Source organism: Ruegeria sp. AM7, assembly GCF_056535965.1.
In genome coordinates this window covers 1,171,439-1,191,301 of record NZ_JBQFJE010000003.1, presented here as the reverse complement: position 1 = coordinate 1,191,301, position 19,863 = coordinate 1,171,439, and the positions used below count along the sequence as shown (strand labels likewise).

Here is a 19,863-nt window from a genome sequence, read left to right as displayed (position 1 = left end):
GCTAACTATATATCGTGTTAAAACTCTGACAAGCCCTGAGTATCCACAATATCTCGGGGAATGGGTAAGCTGCCTGCGTAACAGGCACATGACAGTTATCCACAGGTTGCGCGACAGTTTCCACCGCGCTATGGCGAGGGTCATGAGCTGGTTCATTCGATTCAACAAACCCTTCGACGTGCTGCCGCAATTTACCGACCGGGCGAATGCGGACACACCGCGCAGCACCCTGTCGGATTTCATCGATCTGCCGGGCGTCTATCCCGCCGGGCGGTTGGACCGTGACAGCGAAGGGCTGATGCTGCTGACCGACAATGGGCGGCTGCAGGCGCATATCGCCGACCCTAAGCACAAGATGGCCAAAACCTATTGGGTACAGGTCGAAGGCCTGCCCGATGCCGCCGCGCTAAAGGCGCTGCGCGACGGGGTTGAGTTGAAAGATGGCGTGACCCGACCCGCCAAGGCCCGGATGATGGATGAACCCGATGGGTTGTGGCCGCGCACCCCTCCGATCCGCGAACGTCAGACAGTGCCCGATTGCTGGATCGAGCTAACCCTGCGCGAAGGCAAGAACCGGCAGGTTCGGCGCATGACGGCGGCTGTGGGCCACCCGACCCTGCGCCTGATCCGCGCCCGCATTGGCGACTGGACGCTGGACGGGCTGGATCCCGGCCAATGGGACAGCCTGCCCGAACCCGCGATCAACGCGGCCCCGCAACGCAAACGCGACCGCCGACCCCGTCGGTGACAAAAACCGCCCATTGTGATAGGCTTAGGCCATGAAAATCACGTCGGATATCCCCACCCCGCTGGGCATCCTTGAGGCGGCTTTGTACGTCGAAGACCTCGACGCGGCCGAACACTTCTATGGTGAGGTTCTGGCGCTGGAAAAAATCCAGCGGGTCACCGACCGTCATGTGTTCTACCGCGTGGGCGCGACGGTTCTGCTGATCTTCAACGCTGACGAGACCGAGAAACCGCCGCTGAATCCCGACCTGCCCGTGCCCCCTCATGGAGCGCGCGGACCGGGCCATGTCTGCCTGTCCATGCGCCGCGACCAGATCGCGGTGATGCGCAAACACTTGCTGGACTGGAACGTACCGCTGGATGCCGAGTTCGACTGGCCCAACGGCGTGCGCTCGCTTTACGTGCGCGACCCGGCCGGCAACTCGGTGGAGTTCACGGAACCCCACCTTTGGGGCTGATTACCGCAGCGGCTGCTTCTCGCCACCAACGATTCGACAGATATCGTTCGAGATCACGCCAACCTCGCCCAAGACCGCGCGGAACGCATCCATGTGCGGCGTGGCCATATGCGCCTCAAGCGCAGCTTGGCTTTCCCACTCTTCGTACACTCGGAAGCGGTTGGAATGCCCAAGAACCTGGCTGAATTCGTAGACGTTACAGCCTTGTTCCTTCACCGTTTCCGCCACCATTTCCTGCGCGGCTTTTGCCGCCTGTTCAATGCCTTCCGGCGTGACCTCAACCGTTCCAGTAACGACTAGCATTCCTAACCCTTTCTCAGTTCAAACCGTTTGGAAATCCGATCAACCGGTGTGCCGTCACGAAGGGGAACGCCATAAGCGACCGAGTAGTCCAGAAAACCCATCTTGTCGTAGTAACTCAGCCCTTGCCGGTTATCGGCCCGGATCGTGGCATTGATCGCGCTGAACCCCAAAGCCGCCGCATGTTTCGAGGTTTCGGCAAACAGCGCGCGCCCAACACCTTTCAGAACCGGTTCGCGGCGCGCAAAAGTGGCGATATCGGCGCAGTCGTCAGGCAATTTTGCATTCGATCCCAGCCACTGGAAACCGGCCACCTCGCCATCACGGTCCAGCGCAACATGACAACAAATCTTGTCCGGCCCTTCCAGATAACTTTGCGCGAAAAGTGCTTCAGAGAAAGGGATCTCGAACGCAGTCGTCCCCCCGATCTCGATAATCTGGTTAAGTATCCGGCACGCGGCTGCCACATCCTCGGGCATCATCGGCCGAACTGCGATCATTGGATCAAAGGCTCAGCTTGTCACGCATGAAGGCCAACGCCACGCTCAGGCCATCAGGCGCGATACCATGGCCGGTGCCCTTCATGACATGGGCGTAAACCTCTTTGAAATCGGCAGCCTGCAAGGCCTCGGCCGCCTCTGGCAGCGATTGCGGCGGCACCACGTCATCGGCGTCGCCGTGCACCAGAAGGATTGGCATCCGGCTAACCGTTTCATCGGGCAGCAGCTCAGGCTCCAGCAACCGGCCAGAAAAGGCGACGATCCCGGCTACCGGGTCTTCGCGGCGCGGGGCGACGTGTAAGCTCATCATCGTGCCCTGACTGAAGCCGAACAGCACCACCTGTTCGGGCAATACGTCCTCATCCACCATCAGCGCGTCGAGGAACGCGTTGAAGTCGTCGGCGGCCATTTCCATACCGCGGCGCGCTTCTTCCTCGGACGAGCCGTCGATCCACGGGATCGGAAACCACTGGAAACCGTTAGGCATACCGGGGATTTGCTCGGGCGCGTCGGGCGCAACAAACAGCGTATCCGGCAGGTGTTCCCCCAGCGGGTCGGCCAGCCCCAACAGGTCGGCCCCGTTGGCGCCGTAGCCATGCACAAACACCACGACCGAGCGCGTGTCGCCCGAAACCGGCTCTTTTCGGAGCGCATTCAATACTCGAGTCATCTGATCCCTTCTCGTTCCTTTGCCACCCGGTAATAGGCCCACAAAACCCGCGCCGCAACCGACCGCCAGGGCGACCACGCCTCGGCCATCTGTCGCAGTTCCCTGTCGGTCGGGCGTTTGGGCAAATCGTAGAGGATGCGCGCGGCCTCCTGCAGGGCCAGATCGCCGGGTGCGATCACATCGGCGCGGCCCAGTGAGAACATGGCATAGATCTCGGCGGTCCAGACCCCGATGCCAGAAACCTCGGTTAGAATGGCGACCACATCCGCGTCAGGAAGATCGCGTAACGCCTTGTAATCAATACGCGCCTCGGCCAGCGCACGGGCATAGCGAATTTTCTGACGGCTCAGCCCAACGGCGCGCAGGTCATCATCCGTGGCCCACATGATCTTGCGCGGGCCGGTCAGTTTCGCGTCCAGCAACCGTTTCCAGATCGCATTGGCCGAGGCCACGCTGACCTGCTGGCTGACTATCGCGCTGAGCAGCTGCGCGAACCCGTCCGGCTTGCGGCGCAGCGGCAACGGCCCCACCTGATCCATCGCATAAGACATGCGCGGACAGGCATTGCCCAGCCACTCGGCCCCCTCACGCACACAGTCATTGGTTTCGATGATACGTCCGACGGACATGCGGGCCTCAGGCTGTTTGATTGCGCACACGTTAGGCTGCTTTGACGCATATGCAACCCGCTTGTGCGCTGCGGTTTTCGCGGATACCCATGAGCGCATGACGATGACCGCCACTACCCCCGATGACAGCCAGGCCAAACGCAACGTCGCCGTTCTGGTGGCCGCGCAAGCGGTGCTGGGCGCACAGATGCCGATGATCTTTATCGTCGGCGGCTTGGCGGGCGAGTCGCTGGCCACCAATGCCTGTCTGGCAACGCTGCCGATCTCACTGATCGTGCTAGGGTCAATGCTGGCGGCCACGCCGATCTCGGCCATCATGCAGCGCTGGGGACGGCGCGTTGGCTTTCTGGTGGGCGCAACTGCAGGTGCGCTTGGTGGTCTGGTCGGGGCTTACGGCCTGTATCTGGGGTCATTCCCCATCTTTCTGCTGGGCAGCCTGCTGACCGGTATCTATATGAGCGCGCACGGCTTTTACCGCTTTGCCGCTGCCGATACGGCCTCGGACGCTTTCCGCCCCAAAGCGATTTCCTATGTCATGGCCGGAGGGCTTGCGGCGGCGATCATCGGGCCACAGATCGTCAAGCTGACATCCACTGCCTATGTGATCCCGTTCCTCGGCACCTATATGGCAGTGATTGCGGTGAATGTGATCGGCTCGGTCCTGTTCTTCTTTCTCGACATCCCGACCCCGGCAAAAATGGCGGAGGGCGCACCCAAAGGTCGCACCCGGCTTGAGATGTTGAAAACCCCGCGCATCGCGGTCGCGATCATCTGCGCGATGGTGTCATATGCGCTGATGAACCTTGTCATGACGTCAACCCCGCTGGCGGTTGTCGGCTGCGGCTATTCGGCCAATGACGCGGCCGATGTGGTGACTGGGCATGTTCTGGCCATGTATATCCCCAGCTTTTTCACCGGTCAGTTGATCGCCCGGTTTGGAGTCGAAAAAATCGTCGCCCTCGGCCTCGCCATTCTGGGCGCAGCCGGAGTGGTCGCCCTGCAAGGGGTCGAGCTTGGCAATTTCTTCATCGCCCTGATCCTGCTGGGCATCGGATGGAACTTTGGCTTTATCGGGGCCACTACGATGCTGGCCTCTGCCCATGACGTGAATGAACGCGGGCGGATGCAGGGCCTGAATGACCTGCTGGTGTTTGGCGGCGTGACTTTTGCCTCGCTTGCTTCGGGCGGGTTGATGAACTGCTCTGGCGGCTCGGCGGTCGAGGGGTGGACGGCGGTGAACCTAGCCATGATCCCCCTGTTGACCTTGGCCGGCGGCGCGCTGTTGTGGCTGGTGTTGAAGCCCTCGGAACCCGAGGCCGCCTGATCGCCTACCAGCGCCCTCGCGCGGCCGTCCACATCAGGGACAACCTGCGCCGCATTTCCCCCTGCGCCATATCCCCGGCAGCCACACGATCCGGTTTGGCAATGGCGCGACGCAGCACCCATTCGGCTTGCCACCCGGAATATAGCGCCGGACGTGCCTGTGCCGACACCATCGCCGCATTCGCCCGCGCCCGCCGCAACCGGTCCAACCCTGCTTGCGCCAGCGCCCGCACCCCGTCAGGTGTGCCGTCCAACAATGGGATGCGCCCGCGCGCTTCAAGCTCGGGGATCGCGCGCAACCAATTCGCCACGCCGACCGCATAGCCGAAGTCGCGCAAAACGCCCTCATCCGCTGGTCCCAGAACTTGCGCAGAAGCAACCATCAGGCTACCTGCGCTCTGGTCCAGATAGGTGTCGAAATGGGCCTGATCTTCGAACGGATCACGATATATATCCCAACGCCTTACAGCCACATACTCATCCAGTTGCGCGGCCAGATGAGGCGACAGCACACGGGACAAGGGCGTCACCACCTCGTGCCGGCGCACAGTTCCACTTTCGGCAATTTCCTGCAACGCATCGCGCCACCATTGCAGACGCATTTCGGCGATCATAGTCTCTTGCGTGACCCACGGCGCACGCGCCACCTCGGCATTCAGTGCGTAAATCGGAAAGAGCTTGGGCCGCACCGCAACCGGAGCCGCCATCACCGCCATGAACCGATCCGGATCAGCGCGATGCACCAGTGCGGCGCAGGCCTTTACGTCATCGTCGAAGGCAACGCTCACTCGGCCACCACCGCCTGCGGTCCGCAATCGCGCACCAGTTTCCACTGGATCGCATCCAGCAGCGCCTCGAACGAAGCATCGACTATGTTCGCACTGACACCCACGGTCGACCAGCGCCGCCCCTGCCCGTCTTCGCTGTCGATGATGACGCGGGTCACAGCCTCGGTCCCGCCTTGGGTGATGCGCACCTTGAAATCCACCAGCCGCATATCGGCCAGAACCTGCGAATATTGCCCCAGATCCTTGGACAAAGCCTTGGCCAGAGCGTTCACCGGCCCCCGGTCACTGCCGTGCTCGTCGTGGGATTCGCTAACCGACAGCTTCTTTTCACCATCGACCTTAACCACGACTACGGCCTCGGACAGGCTCACCATCTTGTTGTATTTGTTCTTACGCCGCTCAACGGTCACTTTGTACCGCTTGACCTCAAAGAACTCGGGCAGCTGCCCCAGCTCATCCCGCGCCAGCAACTCGAAACTGGCTTGCGCGGTGTCATAGGAATAGCCCTCGGCCTCGCGCTGCTTGATCCGGTCAAGGATGCGCCCCAGTGCCGGATCGGCTTTTTCCACCGACAGCCCCGCCTCGGTCAGGCGCTTGCGCAGGTTCGACTGGCCCGCCTGGTTCGACATCGGGATGATCCGCGCATTGCCGACTGCGCCCGGATCTACATGCTCATAGGTCGAGGGATCCTTGAGGATCGCGCTGGCGTGCAGCCCCGCCTTATGCGCAAAGGCCGAGGCCCCCACATAGGCCGATTGTTTGCTGGGCACCCGGTTCAGGATATCGTCCAGCATCCGGCTGATCCGCGTCAGACCGGCCAGCGCCTGTGTGGTGACGCCGATGTCAAACTGCGACGCATAGGGTTCTTTCAACAACAAGGTCGGGATCAGAGCGGTCAGGTTCGCATTGCCGCACCGCTCGCCCAGCCCGTTCAGCGTGCCCTGAATCTGTCGCGCGCCTGCGTCGACGGCGGCCAGCGAACAGGCGACTGCGTTTTCGGTGTCATTGTGCGTATGAATGCCCAAGCGATCGCCCGGCAGCCCTGCGGCGATCACCTCGGTCACAATGCGCGACACCTCGGCTGGCAGCGCACCGCCATTGGTATCGCACAGCACAATCCAGCGCGCGCCTGCGTCCAGAGCCGCCCGGCAGACCTGAACCGCATAGGCGGGATTGTCCTTATAGCCGTCAAAGAAATGCTCGGCATCGAACAGTGCCTCGCGCCCCTGCGCCACGATATGCGCGACTGAGGCGCGGACATTCTCGACATTCTCCTCCAGCGCGATCCCAAGCGCCTGGGTCACGTGGTAGTCATGGGACTTGCCCACCAGACAGACAGCCTGCGTGCCAGCATTCATCACGGCGGCCAGCACATCATCATTCTCGGCCGAACGCCCCGACCGTTTGGTCATCCCAAACGCTGTCAACCGGGCCGAGGTCTTTGGCGCAACCTCGAAAAACGCGCTGTCGGTGGGGTTTGCACCGGGCCAACCGCCTTCGATATAGTCCACGCCCAACTCGTCCAGAGCCTTGGCAATCTGCACCTTTTCAGCGGTCGAGAACTGCACGCCTTGGGTCTGCTGCCCGTCGCGCAGAGTGGTATCGTAAAGATAAAGCCGTTCCTTCGACATCACACGCCCTCCAGCTTAGCAGCGTCAAACCCGGCCCCCGGCACCAGTTCCACACCGTCCTTGCTCATCCGCACTTCCAGCCCGGCCGCGACATAGGCCGCCTTCAACCGGTCCACTTCCGAGAAGTCCTTGCTTTGCATCGCCTCGGCGCGCGCCTTTGTCAGACGCGCCGCATGGCCCGAAAGACCTGCCGAGCCCGTATCGGCCCAAGTACCCATTTCAGGCTCCAACACCCCCAGAACCTGCGCACTGGCCAACAGCCCCGCCGCATCACCCTCTGCCGCCAGACGGTGGAGTTCCGCCAAGGCCCCCGCCGTATTCAGGTCATCACCCAGCGCGGCGATCACCGAGGGGGCCGCGCTGGCGGCGGGCTCGATGCCCGCTGTCAGCGCCCGCCACTTGCGCAGTGTCGCCTCGGCCTCACGCGCCTTCTTCTCAGTCCAGTCCATCGGCTTGCGGTAATGCGTCTGTAAGAACACAAACCGGATCACCTCACCCGGAACGCCCTGATCCAACAGATCATGTACGGTGAAGAAATTGCCCAAAGACTTGGACATCTTCTTGCCCTCAACCTGCAGCATCTCATTGTGCAACCAAACCCGCGCGAACTCGCCCTCGGGATGGGCACAGCAGCTTTGTGCGATCTCATTCTCATGATGCGGAAACATCAGATCATTGCCGCCGCCGTGAATGTCGAAACTCTCACCCAACAGCTCATAGCTCATGGCCGAGCATTCGATATGCCATCCCGGACGCCCCCGTCCCCACGGGCTGTCCCAACCCGGAAGCTCATCGCTCGACGGCTTCCACAGCACGAAATCCATCGGGTTTTTCTTGTAAGGCGCAACCTCAACCCGCGCCCCTGCAATCATGTCGTCGACCGACCGCCCCGAAAGCGCGCCATAACGCTCTTTCCAGCTGTCAACGGCGAACAGCACATGCCCCTCGGCAGCATAGGCATGGCCCTTGGCGATGAGCCCTTCAATCATCGCAATCATCTGCGGAATGTACTTCGTCGCGCGCGGCATCTGGTTAGGCTCTAACGCACCCAACGCACCCATATCGTGCAGGTACCACCCGATCGTCTCGTCCGAGCGCTCCTGCACCAGTTGCTCCAATGTGCCCGGCGCGCCGGCTTTCTGACGCGCCACAGCGGTTGCGTTGATCTTGTCATCCACGTCGGTGAAATTGCGCACATAGGTCACGTGATCCGCGCCATAGGTATGGCGCAGTAACCGGTACAGCACGTCAAACACCACCACGGGCCGCGCATTGCCCAGATGGGCGCGATCATAGACCGTCGGACCACAGACATACATCCGCACATTGTCAGCACTGATCGGCGCGAAATCCTCTTTCGTCCGGGTCCTTGTGTTGTGCAGTTTGATCGTTGTCATCGGTCAGCTCCTAAGAACGGCGTGGCGTCTCGCGTTGGCGCGGGCTTAGCAACTTGTCTCAGGGATGAAAACGAAAGAAACCGGCCCGCTTGATAAATCAGCAGGAAATGCAGCGGATAATGATACAGGTCGTCCGGTTCATGCCTCCCTCGTATCACGCAGATCGCATCACGCCAAGCCTTGTTACCCCAACCGTTGACAATCACTTATACCTCTGGGCCTGTCAGCCGAACGCATCACGCAGAGGTCGCGCATGAAACTGTCGCAGCGCATCAGCCAGCTTACCGAGCGCGTTCGTAACCGATAGGATTTATTCTGCCGCGCGCGTCGGATGATCAGCGAGGGGATTGCCGCAACCGTCCTGGCCATTGGCGAGCATAACATCCGAGCCGATCCTTCGATCCTAGCCGAGATGAACCTGTCCGCACGGCAAAGCCATACGGGCTGTTAAGCAGTTCCCGGCACGGGCCTGCTGTGCGAAACAGTGGCTCCGTTCCGCCGCAGACGAGCTCTGGCAATCGAAATTTCACGCGCGCAGACCACGGTAGGCTAAATGTCCGCGCAAGGCGCGATGTACCTGATGCCGGATGTGCATGCGACTGGCCTCAGCGATCTAGAGCTCGCAAATGCGCTGCTGTATACACATCGCATCGCAGTAACGCGTGGCGAGAGATTTGGCACTGCGGCTACAGGATACATCCTAGGGCGCGCGTTTTTCCTATGCTTCGCAGACCATCTGTGATTTCGCGAAAGATCTGGCCAACCAGCACGTCAGTTAAATAGCAGTGCTTAGAACCGGAAGGTCGTTCGTAGGTTAAACACATTAGAGTCCAACCCGCCGTCTGAACGGGTCACATCGTCAAAGTTCTGACGCAAAGCCTCACCACTGATGACAAATCTATCGGTGACCGGATAGGCAACACCGATTCCGTAGACCGCAGCTGTGTCATTTTCGACCGACGAATCCACTCGTGCGGCCCCCACAACTACATACCCAAGCGCAGATCCGAAATCGTACCCGCCACGCAGTTTCACGCGGGTCATGCTATCCAGACTACCTTCGTTCTGACCCAGATTCAAAGACAGCCGATTGTACTCAAGCTCGCCTCCCAGAACGAAATTCCCGAAATCGTGATCATATCCGACATGAGGACCAAAGCTAGAATCACTACCGCTTGCGCCGTTCGGGCCATCTGCATCCGCATAACCAAAGCTGAATCCTGCATAAGCCCCGCTCCAATCCTCGGCAAAAGCCGGGTTGGTGCCGGTCAGTGTCATCGCGACAATGATGGGCAGCAGATGGTTCATTAGACTACAAAAGCCTTTCATCAAAACATTCGAGTATTCTTTTCAGAGTGCCATACAACTGGAAGCCAATCGTTAAAAATCAATTGAGATCACGAATTGCTGTTAAATAAGTGACCGAAGTATAACAGATTTCCAGACCAAGCGGGTAATTTCTTTACCCAGGGTAATCTGTGCGCTGAAAAACTGAGGTTTGTTTCGCTTTTGGTCGTCGAAGTCGCAAACAGGACAGAATGAGCCGGTTCGACTTGGAACACTGTTCGCTACAAGGTGAGGACCTGTATGCACAGTGACGTTTGGAAGATCCGGCTGATCAGCCGCACCATCGGTGCGGATCGTGGTCGCGCGGCCCGAGGGCGACCAGTCCGGGATTGAACCGCCCTAAGACCACTCGCAACTCACCAATCGGACTTTGATATGAACGACCAATCCCGTACCTCTTCTCGCAGCGGCGGCCGCGCCGCACGTCGCGCGGCCCGTGCCTCGGCCCTTCCCGATCACTTGCGCCCCGTTCGCCCTGGCCTTGAAGGCGGAACACTGAAACCGCTCACGCCTCGGCAGGTTGAACAGATACACGAGGCCGCGCTGACCGCGCTTGAAACGATCGGGCTTGCGGACGCGCCGCAAAGCGGGATTGACTATCTGGTCGGCGCTGGATGCACCTTGGGCGACGACGGGCGCATTCGCTTTCCACGGGCGCTGGTAGAAGACACGATTGCCAATGCCAATCGTTCCGTGACCCTGCACAGCCGCGATGGGCAGATGGATCTCGATCTGGCGGGCACACGCGTCCACTATGGCACCGCGGGTGCTGCTGTCAGCATGGTCGACGCCCATGGTCGGGAGTATCGGGACTCGACCGTTCAGGACCTGCACGATGCAGCGCGGATTTGTCAGCAATTGGATAATATCCATTTCGTTCAACGCCCTATGGTGTGTCGTGACATCACGGACAACATGGAAATGGACCTGAACACCGTGTACGCCGCCTGTTCTGGCACGTTCAAACACATCGGCACGTCGTTCACAGAGCCCAGCCATGTCGCCCCAGCGGTTGAGATGTTGCACATGATCGCAGGCGGAGAGGACAAGTGGCGCGAGCGACCATTTGTATCGAACTCGAACTGTTTCGTTGTTCCTCCGATGAAATTCGCCACCGAAAGTTGCGAAGTGATGGAGGAGTGTATCAAGGCTGGAATGCCGGTACTGTTGTTGTCCGCAGGTATGGCCGGTGCGACGGCCCCCTCGACCATTGCAGGCGCGATCACACAGGCTACCGCCGAATGCTTGGCCGGACTGGTTTATGTAAATGCCGTAAGCCCCGGCGCTCCTGCAGTTTTTGGCACCTGGCCCTTTGGGTTGGATCTGCGAACCGGCGCTATGTCCATCGGCTCGGGCGAGCAAGCCCTGCTGACTGCCGGGTGCGGACAAATGCACCAGTTCTATGATCTTCCCGGCGGCGCGGCGGCCGGCGCATCGGACTCGAAAATGCCAGATATGCAGGCCGGCTGGGAGCAGATGTGCTCGAATGTCATGGCGGGATTATCTGGCGTGAATATGGTGTACGAGGCCGCTGGAATGCACGCCTCATTGCTGGGTTTCTGTTTTGAAAGCCTGATCCTGGGGGATGACATTATAGGACAGGCGCAGCGCTGCGTTCGTGGGATCGAAGTCACGGATGAAACACTGGCGCTCGACCAGATTGCCGAAGTCTGCATGGGCGGCCCGGGCCATTACCTTGGCACCGATGCAACGCTAAGCCGAATGCAAGCGGATTACGTGTATCCGACCTATGGCGACCGAACGTCACCCAAGGAATGGGCCGAGTTGGGAAAACCCGACCTGATCGCCAAGGCCACGGCCCGGAAAGAGGAAATCTTGTCCGCTCCGTCGCCCGCTCGTTTTGATCCTCTGTTGGATCAGCAATTGCGCGCGAAATTCAACATTCACTTGCCGACGTAACTGCATGAAAAAAAGGGGGCCGAGGCCCCCTTTAAGTTTCGCCATCCAGGCTCATATCGTTGACCGCCCGGTGTTTTTTTGCCTGCGGCCTGGACTGCGCATGGGACGAGCGCACCCGTCCCGTGAGAGAGTGGGAAAGAGCAATATTCCGCCCCACCCTGTTCCCGGCCGACACGGGCATGTCGGCCGAGTGGAAAAAGGCATCGTCGGTAAGTCTCGGCGCCTTCTTCCGTATTCGTCGGGACCGGGCATTCGGGGGAAAGCCCAGGTCCCTACACCCCGCCTGACGGGGCGTTTGCCTTAGCTACACCCGCTGGTCGCACCGCAGGTGTTGCATTTCATGCAGGTGCCGTTGCGCACCAGCGTATAGTTTCCGCATTCGCCGCAGGGATCGCCCTCGTACCCTTGCATCTTAGCTTTGGTGCGAGCGTCCATGCCGGTCGCCACTGCGGTTTCAGCAGGCGCTTCGAACACGGCGGCAGGTTCCGCCATTCCGGTTGCATCCGCTTGCGGTGTGAACACAGCCAGATCCTGTGGCAGCCGCTTGCGCAGGTAACCGGTAGAGCTGATTTGCTTCAGCACTTCCAATGACTTGGACGCCGCACTTTCACTGATCTCGGACACGTTCGAGACACCCTCCTCCTCGCCCCGACCGATATCGTCAAAGGTCGCGCCTTCGGGCTTCACATGGGCCAGATCGGTGCGGTCCAGATAGGACACGGCCAGTTCGCGGAAGATATAGTCCAGGATCGACGTCGCGTTCTTGATCGAGTCGTTGCCCTGCACCATCCCCGCCGGTTCGAACTTGGTGAAGGTAAAGGCGTCCACGAACTCTTCCAGCGGCACGCCGTATTGCAGGCCGACCGACACCGCGATGGCAAAGTTGTTCATCATCGCCCGGAAGCCAGCGCCTTCCTTGTGCATGTCGATGAAAATCTCGCCCAGCGAGCCGTCCGAATACTCACCCGTCCGCAGATAGACCTTGTGGCCGCCCACAATGGCTTTCTGAGTGTAGCCTTTCCGGCGCTCCGGCATCTTCTCGCGGTGCGAGCGGACGATTTCCTTGACGACGACCTTCTCGATGACCTTCTCGGCCAGCACGGCGGCCTTTTCGGCGGGCGTACCGCTTTCCAGAACTTCCGCCGCTTCATCGTCATCCTCGACCAGCGCAGCGGCCAGAGGCTGAGACAGTTTCGAGCCGTCACGGTAGAGCGCGTTGGCTTTCACACCCAGCGACCACGACAACTCATATGCCTTCTGGCAGTCTTCGATGGTCGCGTCGTTCGGCATGTTGATCGTCTTCGAGATCGCACCCGAGATAAAGCTCTGCGCTGCCGCCATCATGGTGATGTGGCTATCAACCCCAAGGAAACGCTTGCCTTTCTTGCCGCACGGGTTGGCGCAGTCGAAGATGGAATAGTGCTCTTCCTTCAGGTGCGGCGCACCTTCCAGCGTCATGGTTCCGCAGACGTGATCGTTCGCCGCTTCGATATCCGCGCGGGTAAAGCCCAGATGGCGCAGCAGGTCGAAGGTCGGATCATTCAGCTTGGTCGCCGGGATGCCCAACACGCCGGTGCAGAAATCCTCGCCCAGCGTCCACTGATTGAAAACGAACCTGATGTCGAAGGCGCTTTCCAGTGCTGCTTCCACTTTCGCCAACTCGTTGGGGCCAAAGCCGTGACCAGTCAGCGATGTGTGATTGATCCCCGGCGCGTTACCGATGGTGCCGTGACCGACTGCGTAACCCACGATTTCTTCGATCTGAGACGAGGAATAGCCCAGCTTTTCCAGCGCCGAAGGCACCGAACGATTGATGATCTTGAAGTAACCGCCACCGGCCAGCTTCTTGAACTTGACCAGCGCAAAGTCCGGCTCGATCCCAGTGGTGTCGCAATCCATCACCAGACCGATGGTGCCGGTGGGCGCGATCACGGTGGCCTGCGCGTTGCGATAGCCGTGTCTCTCACCAAGGCTCAGCGCCTCATCCCAAGCCGACATGGCCAAGTCGATCAAACGTTTGTCCGGGCAGTTGCCGTGGTCCAGAGGCACCGGCTTCACGGCCAATTTCTCATACCCCTCGGTCACGCCCTGCGACGCGCGGCGGTGGTTGCGGATGACGCGCAGCATGTGATCGGCGTTACGCTCATAGCCTTTAAAGGCGCCCAACTCACCGGCAATCTCGGCCGAAGTCGCATAGGCAACACCGGTCATGATCGCGGTCAGCGCGCCACAAATCGCCCGGCCTTCGTCCGAGTCATAGCTGTAGCCCATGTTCATCAGCAGGCCGCCGATATTGGCATAGCCCAGACCCAAAGTACGGAAGTCGTAAGACAGCTGCGCGATTTCCTTCGACGGGAACTGCGCCATCGTCACCGAGATTTCCAGCGTCAGGGTCCACAGACGCGAAGCGTGCATGTAATCCGCCGCCTGGAATTCACCATCCTCTAGGAAGGTCAGCAGGTTCATCGAGGCCAGGTTACAGGCCGTGTCATCCAGGAACATGTATTCCGAGCACGGGTTCGAGCCGCGGATTTCACCATCTTCGGGGCATGTGTGCCATTCATTGACCGTGTCGTGGAATTGGATGCCCGGATCGGCACAAGCCCACGCGGCATGGCCGACTTTCTCCCACAGATCGCGGGCCTTGACGGTCTTGGCGACCTTGCCATCGGTGCGGTTGATCAGCTCCCAATCGGCGTCTTTCTCAACAGCCGTCAGGAACGCGTTGGTCACGCGGATCGAGTTGTTCGAGTTCTGGCCCGAGACCGAGCTGTAGGCCTCAGAGTCCCAGTCCGTATCATAGGTCGGGAATTCGATACTGTCGTGACCCTGCCGCGCGTAATCCAGCACGCGCTTGATGTAAGTCTCGGGGATTGCGACCTTTTTGGCCTCGCGCACAGCCGTTTTCAGGCTGTCATTCTTGTTCGGGTCATAGGCGTCATCGGCGGCGCCGTCCCAGGAGCGGATGGCCTCGAAAATGCCGTTCAGCATCTTTTCGTGCATCTTCGATCCGGCAACGATCGAGGCCACCTTCTGCTCTTCGATCACCTTCCATTCGATGAATTGCTCGATATCGGGGTGATCTGCATCGACGATTACCATCTTTGCTGCTCGACGGGTTGTGCCGCCTGATTTGATCGCGCCAGCGGCGCGGTCGCCGATCTTGAGAAAGCCCATAAGGCCCGAGGATTTACCACCACCCGACAGCGATTCACCTTCGGCGCGCAGATGGCTGAAATTGGTCCCGGTGCCCGAGCCATATTTAAACAGGCGCGCCTCACGCACCCACAGATCCATGATGCCGCCTTCGTTCACCAGATCATCATCGACGGACTGGATGAAGCACGCGTGCGGCTGCGGATGTTCGTAAGCGGATTTCGACTTGGTCAGTTTGCCGGTTTTATAGTCAACATAGTGATGCCCCTGCGCCGGGCCATCGATTCCATACGCCCAGTGTAGGCCCGTATTGAACCACTGTGGCGAGTTCGGCGCGGCGCGCTGGGTCGCCAGCATATAGCGCATCTCGTCAAAATAGGCGCGCGCGTCTTCCTCGGTTGAGAAATAGCCGCCCTTCCAACCCCAATAGGCCCATGCGCCTGCCAGACGGTCGAAAACCTGTTTGGACGAAGTCTCACCTTCGAATTCCGCGCCATCCGCCGGAACCGAGCGCCACAGGAATTCAGGTACATCCTTTTCCTTGACCTTCTTCAGCTTGGACGGAACACCCGCCTTGCGGAAATACTTCTGAGCGATGACATCGCTTGCCACCTGGCTCCAGCTGGAGGGCACTTCGATATCGTCCAGACGGAAAACAATCGTACCATCAGGGTTACGGATTTCTGACGTTGCCGAAACAAAGTCCAACTCCGCATAAGCGTCCTGTCCTGATTTGGTGAATTTTCTGTCAATCTTCATGTCCGCCGCCCTAGATTCAATCACTTGTCCTTTTCGCCTCAAGTTCGAAAAAGCGAACCTTTGGCCGTGCCAGAAAATCGGGCGCAAGGAACCTTTCGCTGCCGATGGCAACGAAATTCCGTTTCAACGGTTGCACGTAACTATGATGTGCGTTCCGACCCTCGCCCTGTGCCACCCTCTGGATTTTCTACCAGATTTAGTAGCACCACATTCGGCCCATACAATTTGGCGTATTCAGCCATAGATCGTCAACGTCATTTTTCCGTCATTTTTGAAATCTTTTTTGTTGACCGGGTAGTAACGTCGTCGTGAAACGAGGTGTTTCCCGATTCCTCCACAAGTTCATCCACCGGTATTGGTCAGTCGCCGACTAAATCTAACGCGCAATTAACTGTGATTTCCGGCACAGTTATCGGGATTTGATAAACCTGCGTTAAGGTATTTAAACTGAAGCAGAATCAGCACGGCCCATTTCGGACAAACACATCCGGGCATACCGCGCCAAACGCCAGATCAAGGATGCAGGAATTGATACCGAGGCTTGGAATCCTATCCTTTATGGGCCTGATCGTGGCGTGCACAGCACAAGATGTGCCCACTCCAACCCGCAGCGCACAGTTTCAAGACTATCCAAAGCGTCTGTTTGATACGTTCGAAGTCAGCTGTAGCGGTCCAGGAGAGCAGTTCGAACGGGTCGGGAATCAAGTGTTTGAATGCGCCGAGCTTTTGCCTCCGGACACGACTGCTTATCTGATTCTCAATTACGAGGGATATCCTCAGGACTTGCCGCAAAGCGTAATGCGCCTGACATCGACCAAAAACACTGCTGGCTATAGGATCGATGCCGAAGTGTTTTTTAATGTCCCCCAAAGGACAGGTCCGCCCGTGCAGGTGCCGGTCGAAAGCAAGACTCTGGATAAAGCGCTAAGTGCGCTCTACCAGGCAATGGGTGGATCACCAACATTGTAAGAAGAAATGGTCGGGGCGGCAGGATTCGAACCTACGACCCCCTGTACCCAAAACAGGTGGACTTCACGGAAGTAAGGTCGATTTCGCTCAAATGACCATATTTTCACACCGTTTGCCGCTAGAAACACTGGCTTGCAAAAGGAGATAGGTTCACTGAACTTAGGAGCAACTGTCATGCATCGTAGGACGGCGGGCATTCCTGGCCGCCGTCCTACGACATGTTAGTTATGTGGGAATCTTGATGAAATCGAGGGCTTTGGCTTCCTCGTGAAGATGCTTGGGAGCAAAGCGAGCATAAATCCTCTCGGTAGTAGCAATGGATTCGTGCCCCAAGTATTGCGACACCCTTGCCATTGAACACCCACTGGCGACCATGTGGACTGCCGCTGTATGCCGAAGCGCGTGAGGATATACATCATCCAGGCTTGCGCGTTTGGCCGCGTCCTTGAAACCCTTGTAGATTTTTTTTACGCGTTTGCGTCGATACTCGACCACATACGTGGAGTCGCTTTGTTGTTTCTGTTCCGTCAACACGTTGAGAAGACCATCATTGATGGACACAATGGCGCGATTCTTCATGTGGTCGCCCTCCCCAACGCTTAGATCAATTGTACGCCCACGTAGATCCACAAGATCCCATGTGAGCTCCAGTATTGCACCAAGCCGTCCACCGGTGGACAACATCAGCGCGGCACCCACATAGATGTGTGGAGACTGCTTGCAGGCCTCCAGAAATTTCTCGATCTCGTCGAGATCCAACCACCGATCCCTGGGTCGGCCCTTCGGCGGTTTATTAAGTTTTATGGCGTTTTCGATTACCTTTTTCTTCGCCGCGAAGTTGAGGACGGCCTGCAATACACTGATATCCTTGCGCAATGTTGTCCTGGATGGCTGCCTATTGTTTCGAAGCACAAATTTTGCCTTCCTTGTTTCCAGATAGTTGGCAACAACCTCATCATTGATTTGCTGTGGACTAAATGACCCGAGTTCAGGGCCGATGTATTTCCAGACGTAAGCCAAATCATTCGCCGCTTTCCGATCCGCCAGGTATTTTCCGTAGTATTCCCAAAGATCCTTGGGCGAGCGCTGGTTTGAACGAAGCTCAAATGACGGAAATTTCCCGAAGAATGCAAAGCGACGGGGCTTGAGCCAAATTTCCGTCCTCAGTTCAGACGAGCGCCTTGGCAACTACATTTGTCGGCAAGGCGTTCCTATGAGTGACGAGAGTATCTGCTTCTGAGAAAAGGCGCTCCCGAGGTTCAATGAACCTCGGAGCAAATGCCTCAACACTTCTAAAGGATTGAAAAGATGGTCGGGGCGGCGAGATTCGAACTCACGACCCCCTGTACCCAAAACAGGTGCGCTACCAGACTGCGCCACGCCCCGGACCGTGCGCCTTCCTAAACGCGCTGTTCTGATTTGAAAAGCCCTAACAGGGCCAAATTGCAGGACCTTGTGAAAAAACTTCGTGCCGCATCTGAGTTCCGGGCGTGATCAGGTAACGTTCGGCCAGCCCTGCATTGATTTCCAGGACCGCATAAACCGAATCTCCCCCCTCAATCGGAGTCAGGTCGCCAGGAATGGCGTTGCTGTGGACATGTACGACCGACCCACTGCGATCCAAAAAAATCATATCCAATGGAATCAGCGTGTTTTTCATCCAGAACGCGACGGGCTGAGGCGGATCGAAAATAAACATCATCCCTGCCCGTTGGGGCAAAGACTCGCGGAACATAAGACCCTGCGCTCTTTCCTGAGGGCTTACAGCCAGCTCGATATCGAAACTGACCTGGGATTTGTTATTTCTTAGTGTAACCCGGTCGGGGCTGCATGCGGCAAACGCTGAACTCGTCCAAAGAACTGCAATAGTCGTCAGAACCGCCAGCCGCCGTTTCATGGTGATTCAGTCGTCCAGCGCCGCTTCCCAGGCCATGACCTGAGCCGCCATACGTCCGCGTTTTCCATCAATGACACGCATCGCAAGCGCTTCTCCGGGTTGAAGGTCGGCCAAACCTGACCGACGCAGTACCTCGATATGCAGAAACACATCCTCACCGCGACCAAAGACGTTGGCAAACCCGAATCCCTTGCCTTTGTCGAACCATTTGACCCGTGCCGCCTCAAGTGGGGCTTGGGCGATCTCAACCGGGTCAAGTTCCGCGAAGTCCGCCAACAACATCGAGTCGGCTCGCACAGGCGGATCAACGCTAATCACTTCAACTGCCTGGACACCCCGATCCGTGCGATGCGTCATGATCTCGATCCCGGCGCCATCAGCCACCGAACTTTGACCGAAATTGCGCAGCACGTTCACATGCAACAGAATATCAGGACCGCCTTCGTCAGACACAACGAACCCGTAACCTTTGGCGGGGTCGAACCATTTTACGTGCCCGCGAACGCGGTACATGTTGTTCAGATCTTCTGGCACGGTGTTTCCATCGCGAGTTTTTTCAATTTGTTAAGGGTCCGATGTGTATGGGATTGGCACACAAATTCAAGCCGAAAAAACCCTTTGATCTCTGAGTGTTGCATTTCACGATACGCGAAAGTCATGGATTCAACCTTTGCACTTGCCACCCAGAGCCCGCTTGATCGCGCCGCCATTGGAACCTGTCATGCAGCCGAAACGCACCGTCGGCCCAGAATTCTATTTCGTTTGGTTCCAGCCTATATCCGCCCCAAAACGGCGGACGCGGAGGGTTCGGACCCAGTTTTGCCGTAACTTTTGCAACTTCAGCCATCAAGGCCGATCGGCTGCTCAGGGGGCGTGACTGTTTCGAAGCCCAGGCCCCAAGACGACTTTTGAGTGAGCGGGACGCATAGTACTCGTCAGCTTGCGGCCCGGTTTCACGCTTAATTGTACCACGAACTCGGATTTGACGCCGCAAAGATTTCCAATGCATCACGAAAGCTGCCTTGCCAGCGCTGTCCAGCTCTGCTGCCTTTGCACTTTCATAGTTTGTATAAAACACAAACGCATCCCGCTCGATCTCTTTGAGAAGGACCATCCGCACATTGGGCAACCCTTCAGAGTCTACGGTCGCCAAGGCAATCGCATTAGGATCATTTGGTTCACTGCCCTTGGCGTCCTCCAGCCACCGAGTCGCGATTTCAAACGGATCGGTGCCAGCAAAAATGCCGTCTCTTTCACTCATTTCCATCCCCTGGAAACTCTTGTTAACCACACTACGGCCAGAACCCGCCACGAGCAAGAGCACACGGCCTTGATGCAGGCCATCCAATGGCATAAACCATCCAGACATAAT

At 58.3% G+C, this 19,863-nt stretch carries 18 protein-coding genes and 1 tRNA gene; 5 read left to right on the top strand and 14 right to left on the bottom strand.

What is annotated here, in order from left to right; translation table 11 throughout:
• The first annotated feature begins 142 nt into the window (after positions 1-142).
• Both ACR3EG_RS09635 and ACR3EG_RS09630 read left to right on the top strand, forming a co-directional pair.
• Positions 143-748, top strand: coding sequence for a pseudouridine synthase (locus ACR3EG_RS09635; RefSeq protein WP_353389914.1), 606 nt, complete (start codon positions 143-145; stop codon positions 746-748).
• A gap of 31 nt (positions 749-779) precedes the next feature.
• Positions 780-1,205, top strand: a complete 426-nt coding sequence (locus tag ACR3EG_RS09630) for a VOC family protein (protein WP_480495216.1) — start codon at positions 780-782, stop codon at positions 1,203-1,205.
• On the opposite strand, the gene ACR3EG_RS09625 is transcribed toward ACR3EG_RS09630, so the two are convergent.
• The 4 genes from ACR3EG_RS09625 to ACR3EG_RS09610 are packed head-to-tail and all read right to left on the bottom strand — an operon-like array spanning position 1,206 to position 3,304.
• On the bottom strand, positions 1,206-1,508 hold the full coding sequence (locus ACR3EG_RS09625) for a putative quinol monooxygenase (protein WP_480495215.1): 303 nt from the start codon (positions 1,506-1,508) through the stop codon (positions 1,206-1,208). It lies immediately after the preceding gene.
• Positions 1,509-1,510: 2 nt separating this feature from the next.
• Complete coding sequence (locus ACR3EG_RS09620; protein ID WP_480495213.1) at positions 1,511-2,005, bottom strand: N-acetyltransferase family protein; 495 nt, start codon at positions 2,003-2,005, stop codon at positions 1,511-1,513.
• A 4-nt stretch (positions 2,006-2,009) separates the two neighbouring features.
• On the bottom strand, positions 2,010-2,675 hold the full coding sequence (locus ACR3EG_RS09615; protein WP_480495211.1) for an alpha/beta hydrolase: 666 nt from the start codon (positions 2,673-2,675) through the stop codon (positions 2,010-2,012).
• The gene (locus ACR3EG_RS09610) at positions 2,672-3,304 is read right to left on the bottom strand and encodes a DNA-3-methyladenine glycosylase family protein (protein WP_480495209.1); all 633 of its coding nucleotides are present in this window, start codon (positions 3,302-3,304) and stop codon (positions 2,672-2,674) included. Before ACR3EG_RS09610 ends, ACR3EG_RS09615 begins: the two co-directional genes overlap by 4 nt.
• A 97-nt stretch (positions 3,305-3,401) precedes the next feature.
• Here ACR3EG_RS09610 and ACR3EG_RS09605 point away from each other — a divergent pair, with 97 nt between their 5' ends.
• On the top strand, positions 3,402-4,628 hold the full coding sequence (locus tag ACR3EG_RS09605; RefSeq protein WP_480495207.1) for an MFS transporter: 1,227 nt from the start codon (positions 3,402-3,404) through the stop codon (positions 4,626-4,628).
• 4 nt (positions 4,629-4,632) lie between these two features.
• On the opposite strand, the gene ACR3EG_RS09600 is transcribed toward ACR3EG_RS09605, so the two are convergent.
• From ACR3EG_RS09600 to ACR3EG_RS09585, 4 genes are all read right to left on the bottom strand, one after another.
• A complete protein-coding gene (locus tag ACR3EG_RS09600; protein ID WP_480495205.1) occupies positions 4,633-5,415 on the bottom strand; it encodes a squalene/phytoene synthase family protein in 783 nt (260 codons plus the stop codon).
• Positions 5,412-7,046: a citramalate synthase gene (gene cimA, locus ACR3EG_RS09595; RefSeq protein WP_480495203.1), complete on the bottom strand. Its 1,635-nt coding sequence runs from the start codon at positions 7,044-7,046 to the stop codon at positions 5,412-5,414. The genes ACR3EG_RS09600 and cimA overlap by 4 nt, the downstream gene beginning before the upstream one ends.
• Positions 7,046-8,443, bottom strand: coding sequence for a cysteine--tRNA ligase (gene cysS, locus ACR3EG_RS09590; protein ID WP_480495201.1), 1,398 nt, complete (start codon positions 8,441-8,443; stop codon positions 7,046-7,048). Before cysS ends, cimA begins: the two co-directional genes overlap by 1 nt.
• A 789-nt stretch (positions 8,444-9,232) precedes the next feature.
• Positions 9,233-9,751, bottom strand: a complete 519-nt coding sequence (locus ACR3EG_RS09585; protein WP_480495199.1) for an outer membrane protein — start codon at positions 9,749-9,751, stop codon at positions 9,233-9,235.
• A gap of 414 nt (positions 9,752-10,165) precedes the next feature.
• Here ACR3EG_RS09585 and ACR3EG_RS09580 point away from each other — a divergent pair, with 414 nt between their 5' ends.
• Positions 10,166-11,710 carry a trimethylamine methyltransferase family protein gene (locus ACR3EG_RS09580; protein WP_480495197.1) on the top strand — a complete coding sequence of 515 codons (1,545 nt, stop codon included), beginning with the start codon at positions 10,166-10,168 and terminating at the stop codon, positions 11,708-11,710.
• Positions 11,711-12,010: 300 nt separating this feature from the next.
• Here the strand turns inward: ACR3EG_RS09580 and ACR3EG_RS09575 are convergent, their stop codons facing one another.
• A complete protein-coding gene (locus ACR3EG_RS09575) occupies positions 12,011-15,625 on the bottom strand; it encodes a vitamin B12-dependent ribonucleotide reductase (RefSeq protein WP_480495195.1) in 3,615 nt (1,204 codons plus the stop codon).
• 558 nt (positions 15,626-16,183) lie between these two features.
• On the opposite strand from ACR3EG_RS09575, the gene ACR3EG_RS09570 reads away from it, so the two are divergent.
• The gene (locus ACR3EG_RS09570) at positions 16,184-16,594 is read left to right on the top strand and encodes a hypothetical protein (protein WP_480495193.1); all 411 of its coding nucleotides are present in this window, start codon (positions 16,184-16,186) and stop codon (positions 16,592-16,594) included.
• A 225-nt stretch (positions 16,595-16,819) separates the two neighbouring features.
• Here ACR3EG_RS09570 and ACR3EG_RS09565 read toward each other — a convergent pair whose 3' ends face one another.
• From ACR3EG_RS09565 to pdxH, 5 genes are all read right to left on the bottom strand, one after another.
• Entirely contained in the window at positions 16,820-17,782 is a 963-nt protein-coding gene (locus ACR3EG_RS09565) for a tyrosine-type recombinase/integrase (protein ID WP_480495191.1), read from the bottom strand.
• Positions 17,783-17,903: 121 nt separating this feature from the next.
• A tRNA-Pro gene (locus ACR3EG_RS09560) sits at positions 17,904-17,980 on the bottom strand.
• Between the two features lie 43 nt (positions 17,981-18,023).
• Positions 18,024-18,491, bottom strand: a complete 468-nt coding sequence (locus ACR3EG_RS09555; RefSeq protein ID WP_480495189.1) for a DUF192 domain-containing protein — start codon at positions 18,489-18,491, stop codon at positions 18,024-18,026.
• Between the two features lie 6 nt (positions 18,492-18,497).
• Positions 18,498-19,004, bottom strand: a complete 507-nt coding sequence (locus tag ACR3EG_RS09550) for a cold-shock protein (protein WP_480495935.1) — start codon at positions 19,002-19,004, stop codon at positions 18,498-18,500.
• Positions 19,005-19,146: 142 nt separating this feature from the next.
• Complete coding sequence (gene pdxH / locus ACR3EG_RS09545) at positions 19,147-19,752, bottom strand: pyridoxamine 5'-phosphate oxidase (RefSeq protein WP_480495187.1); 606 nt, start codon at positions 19,750-19,752, stop codon at positions 19,147-19,149.
• Positions 19,753-19,863 lie beyond the last annotated feature (111 nt).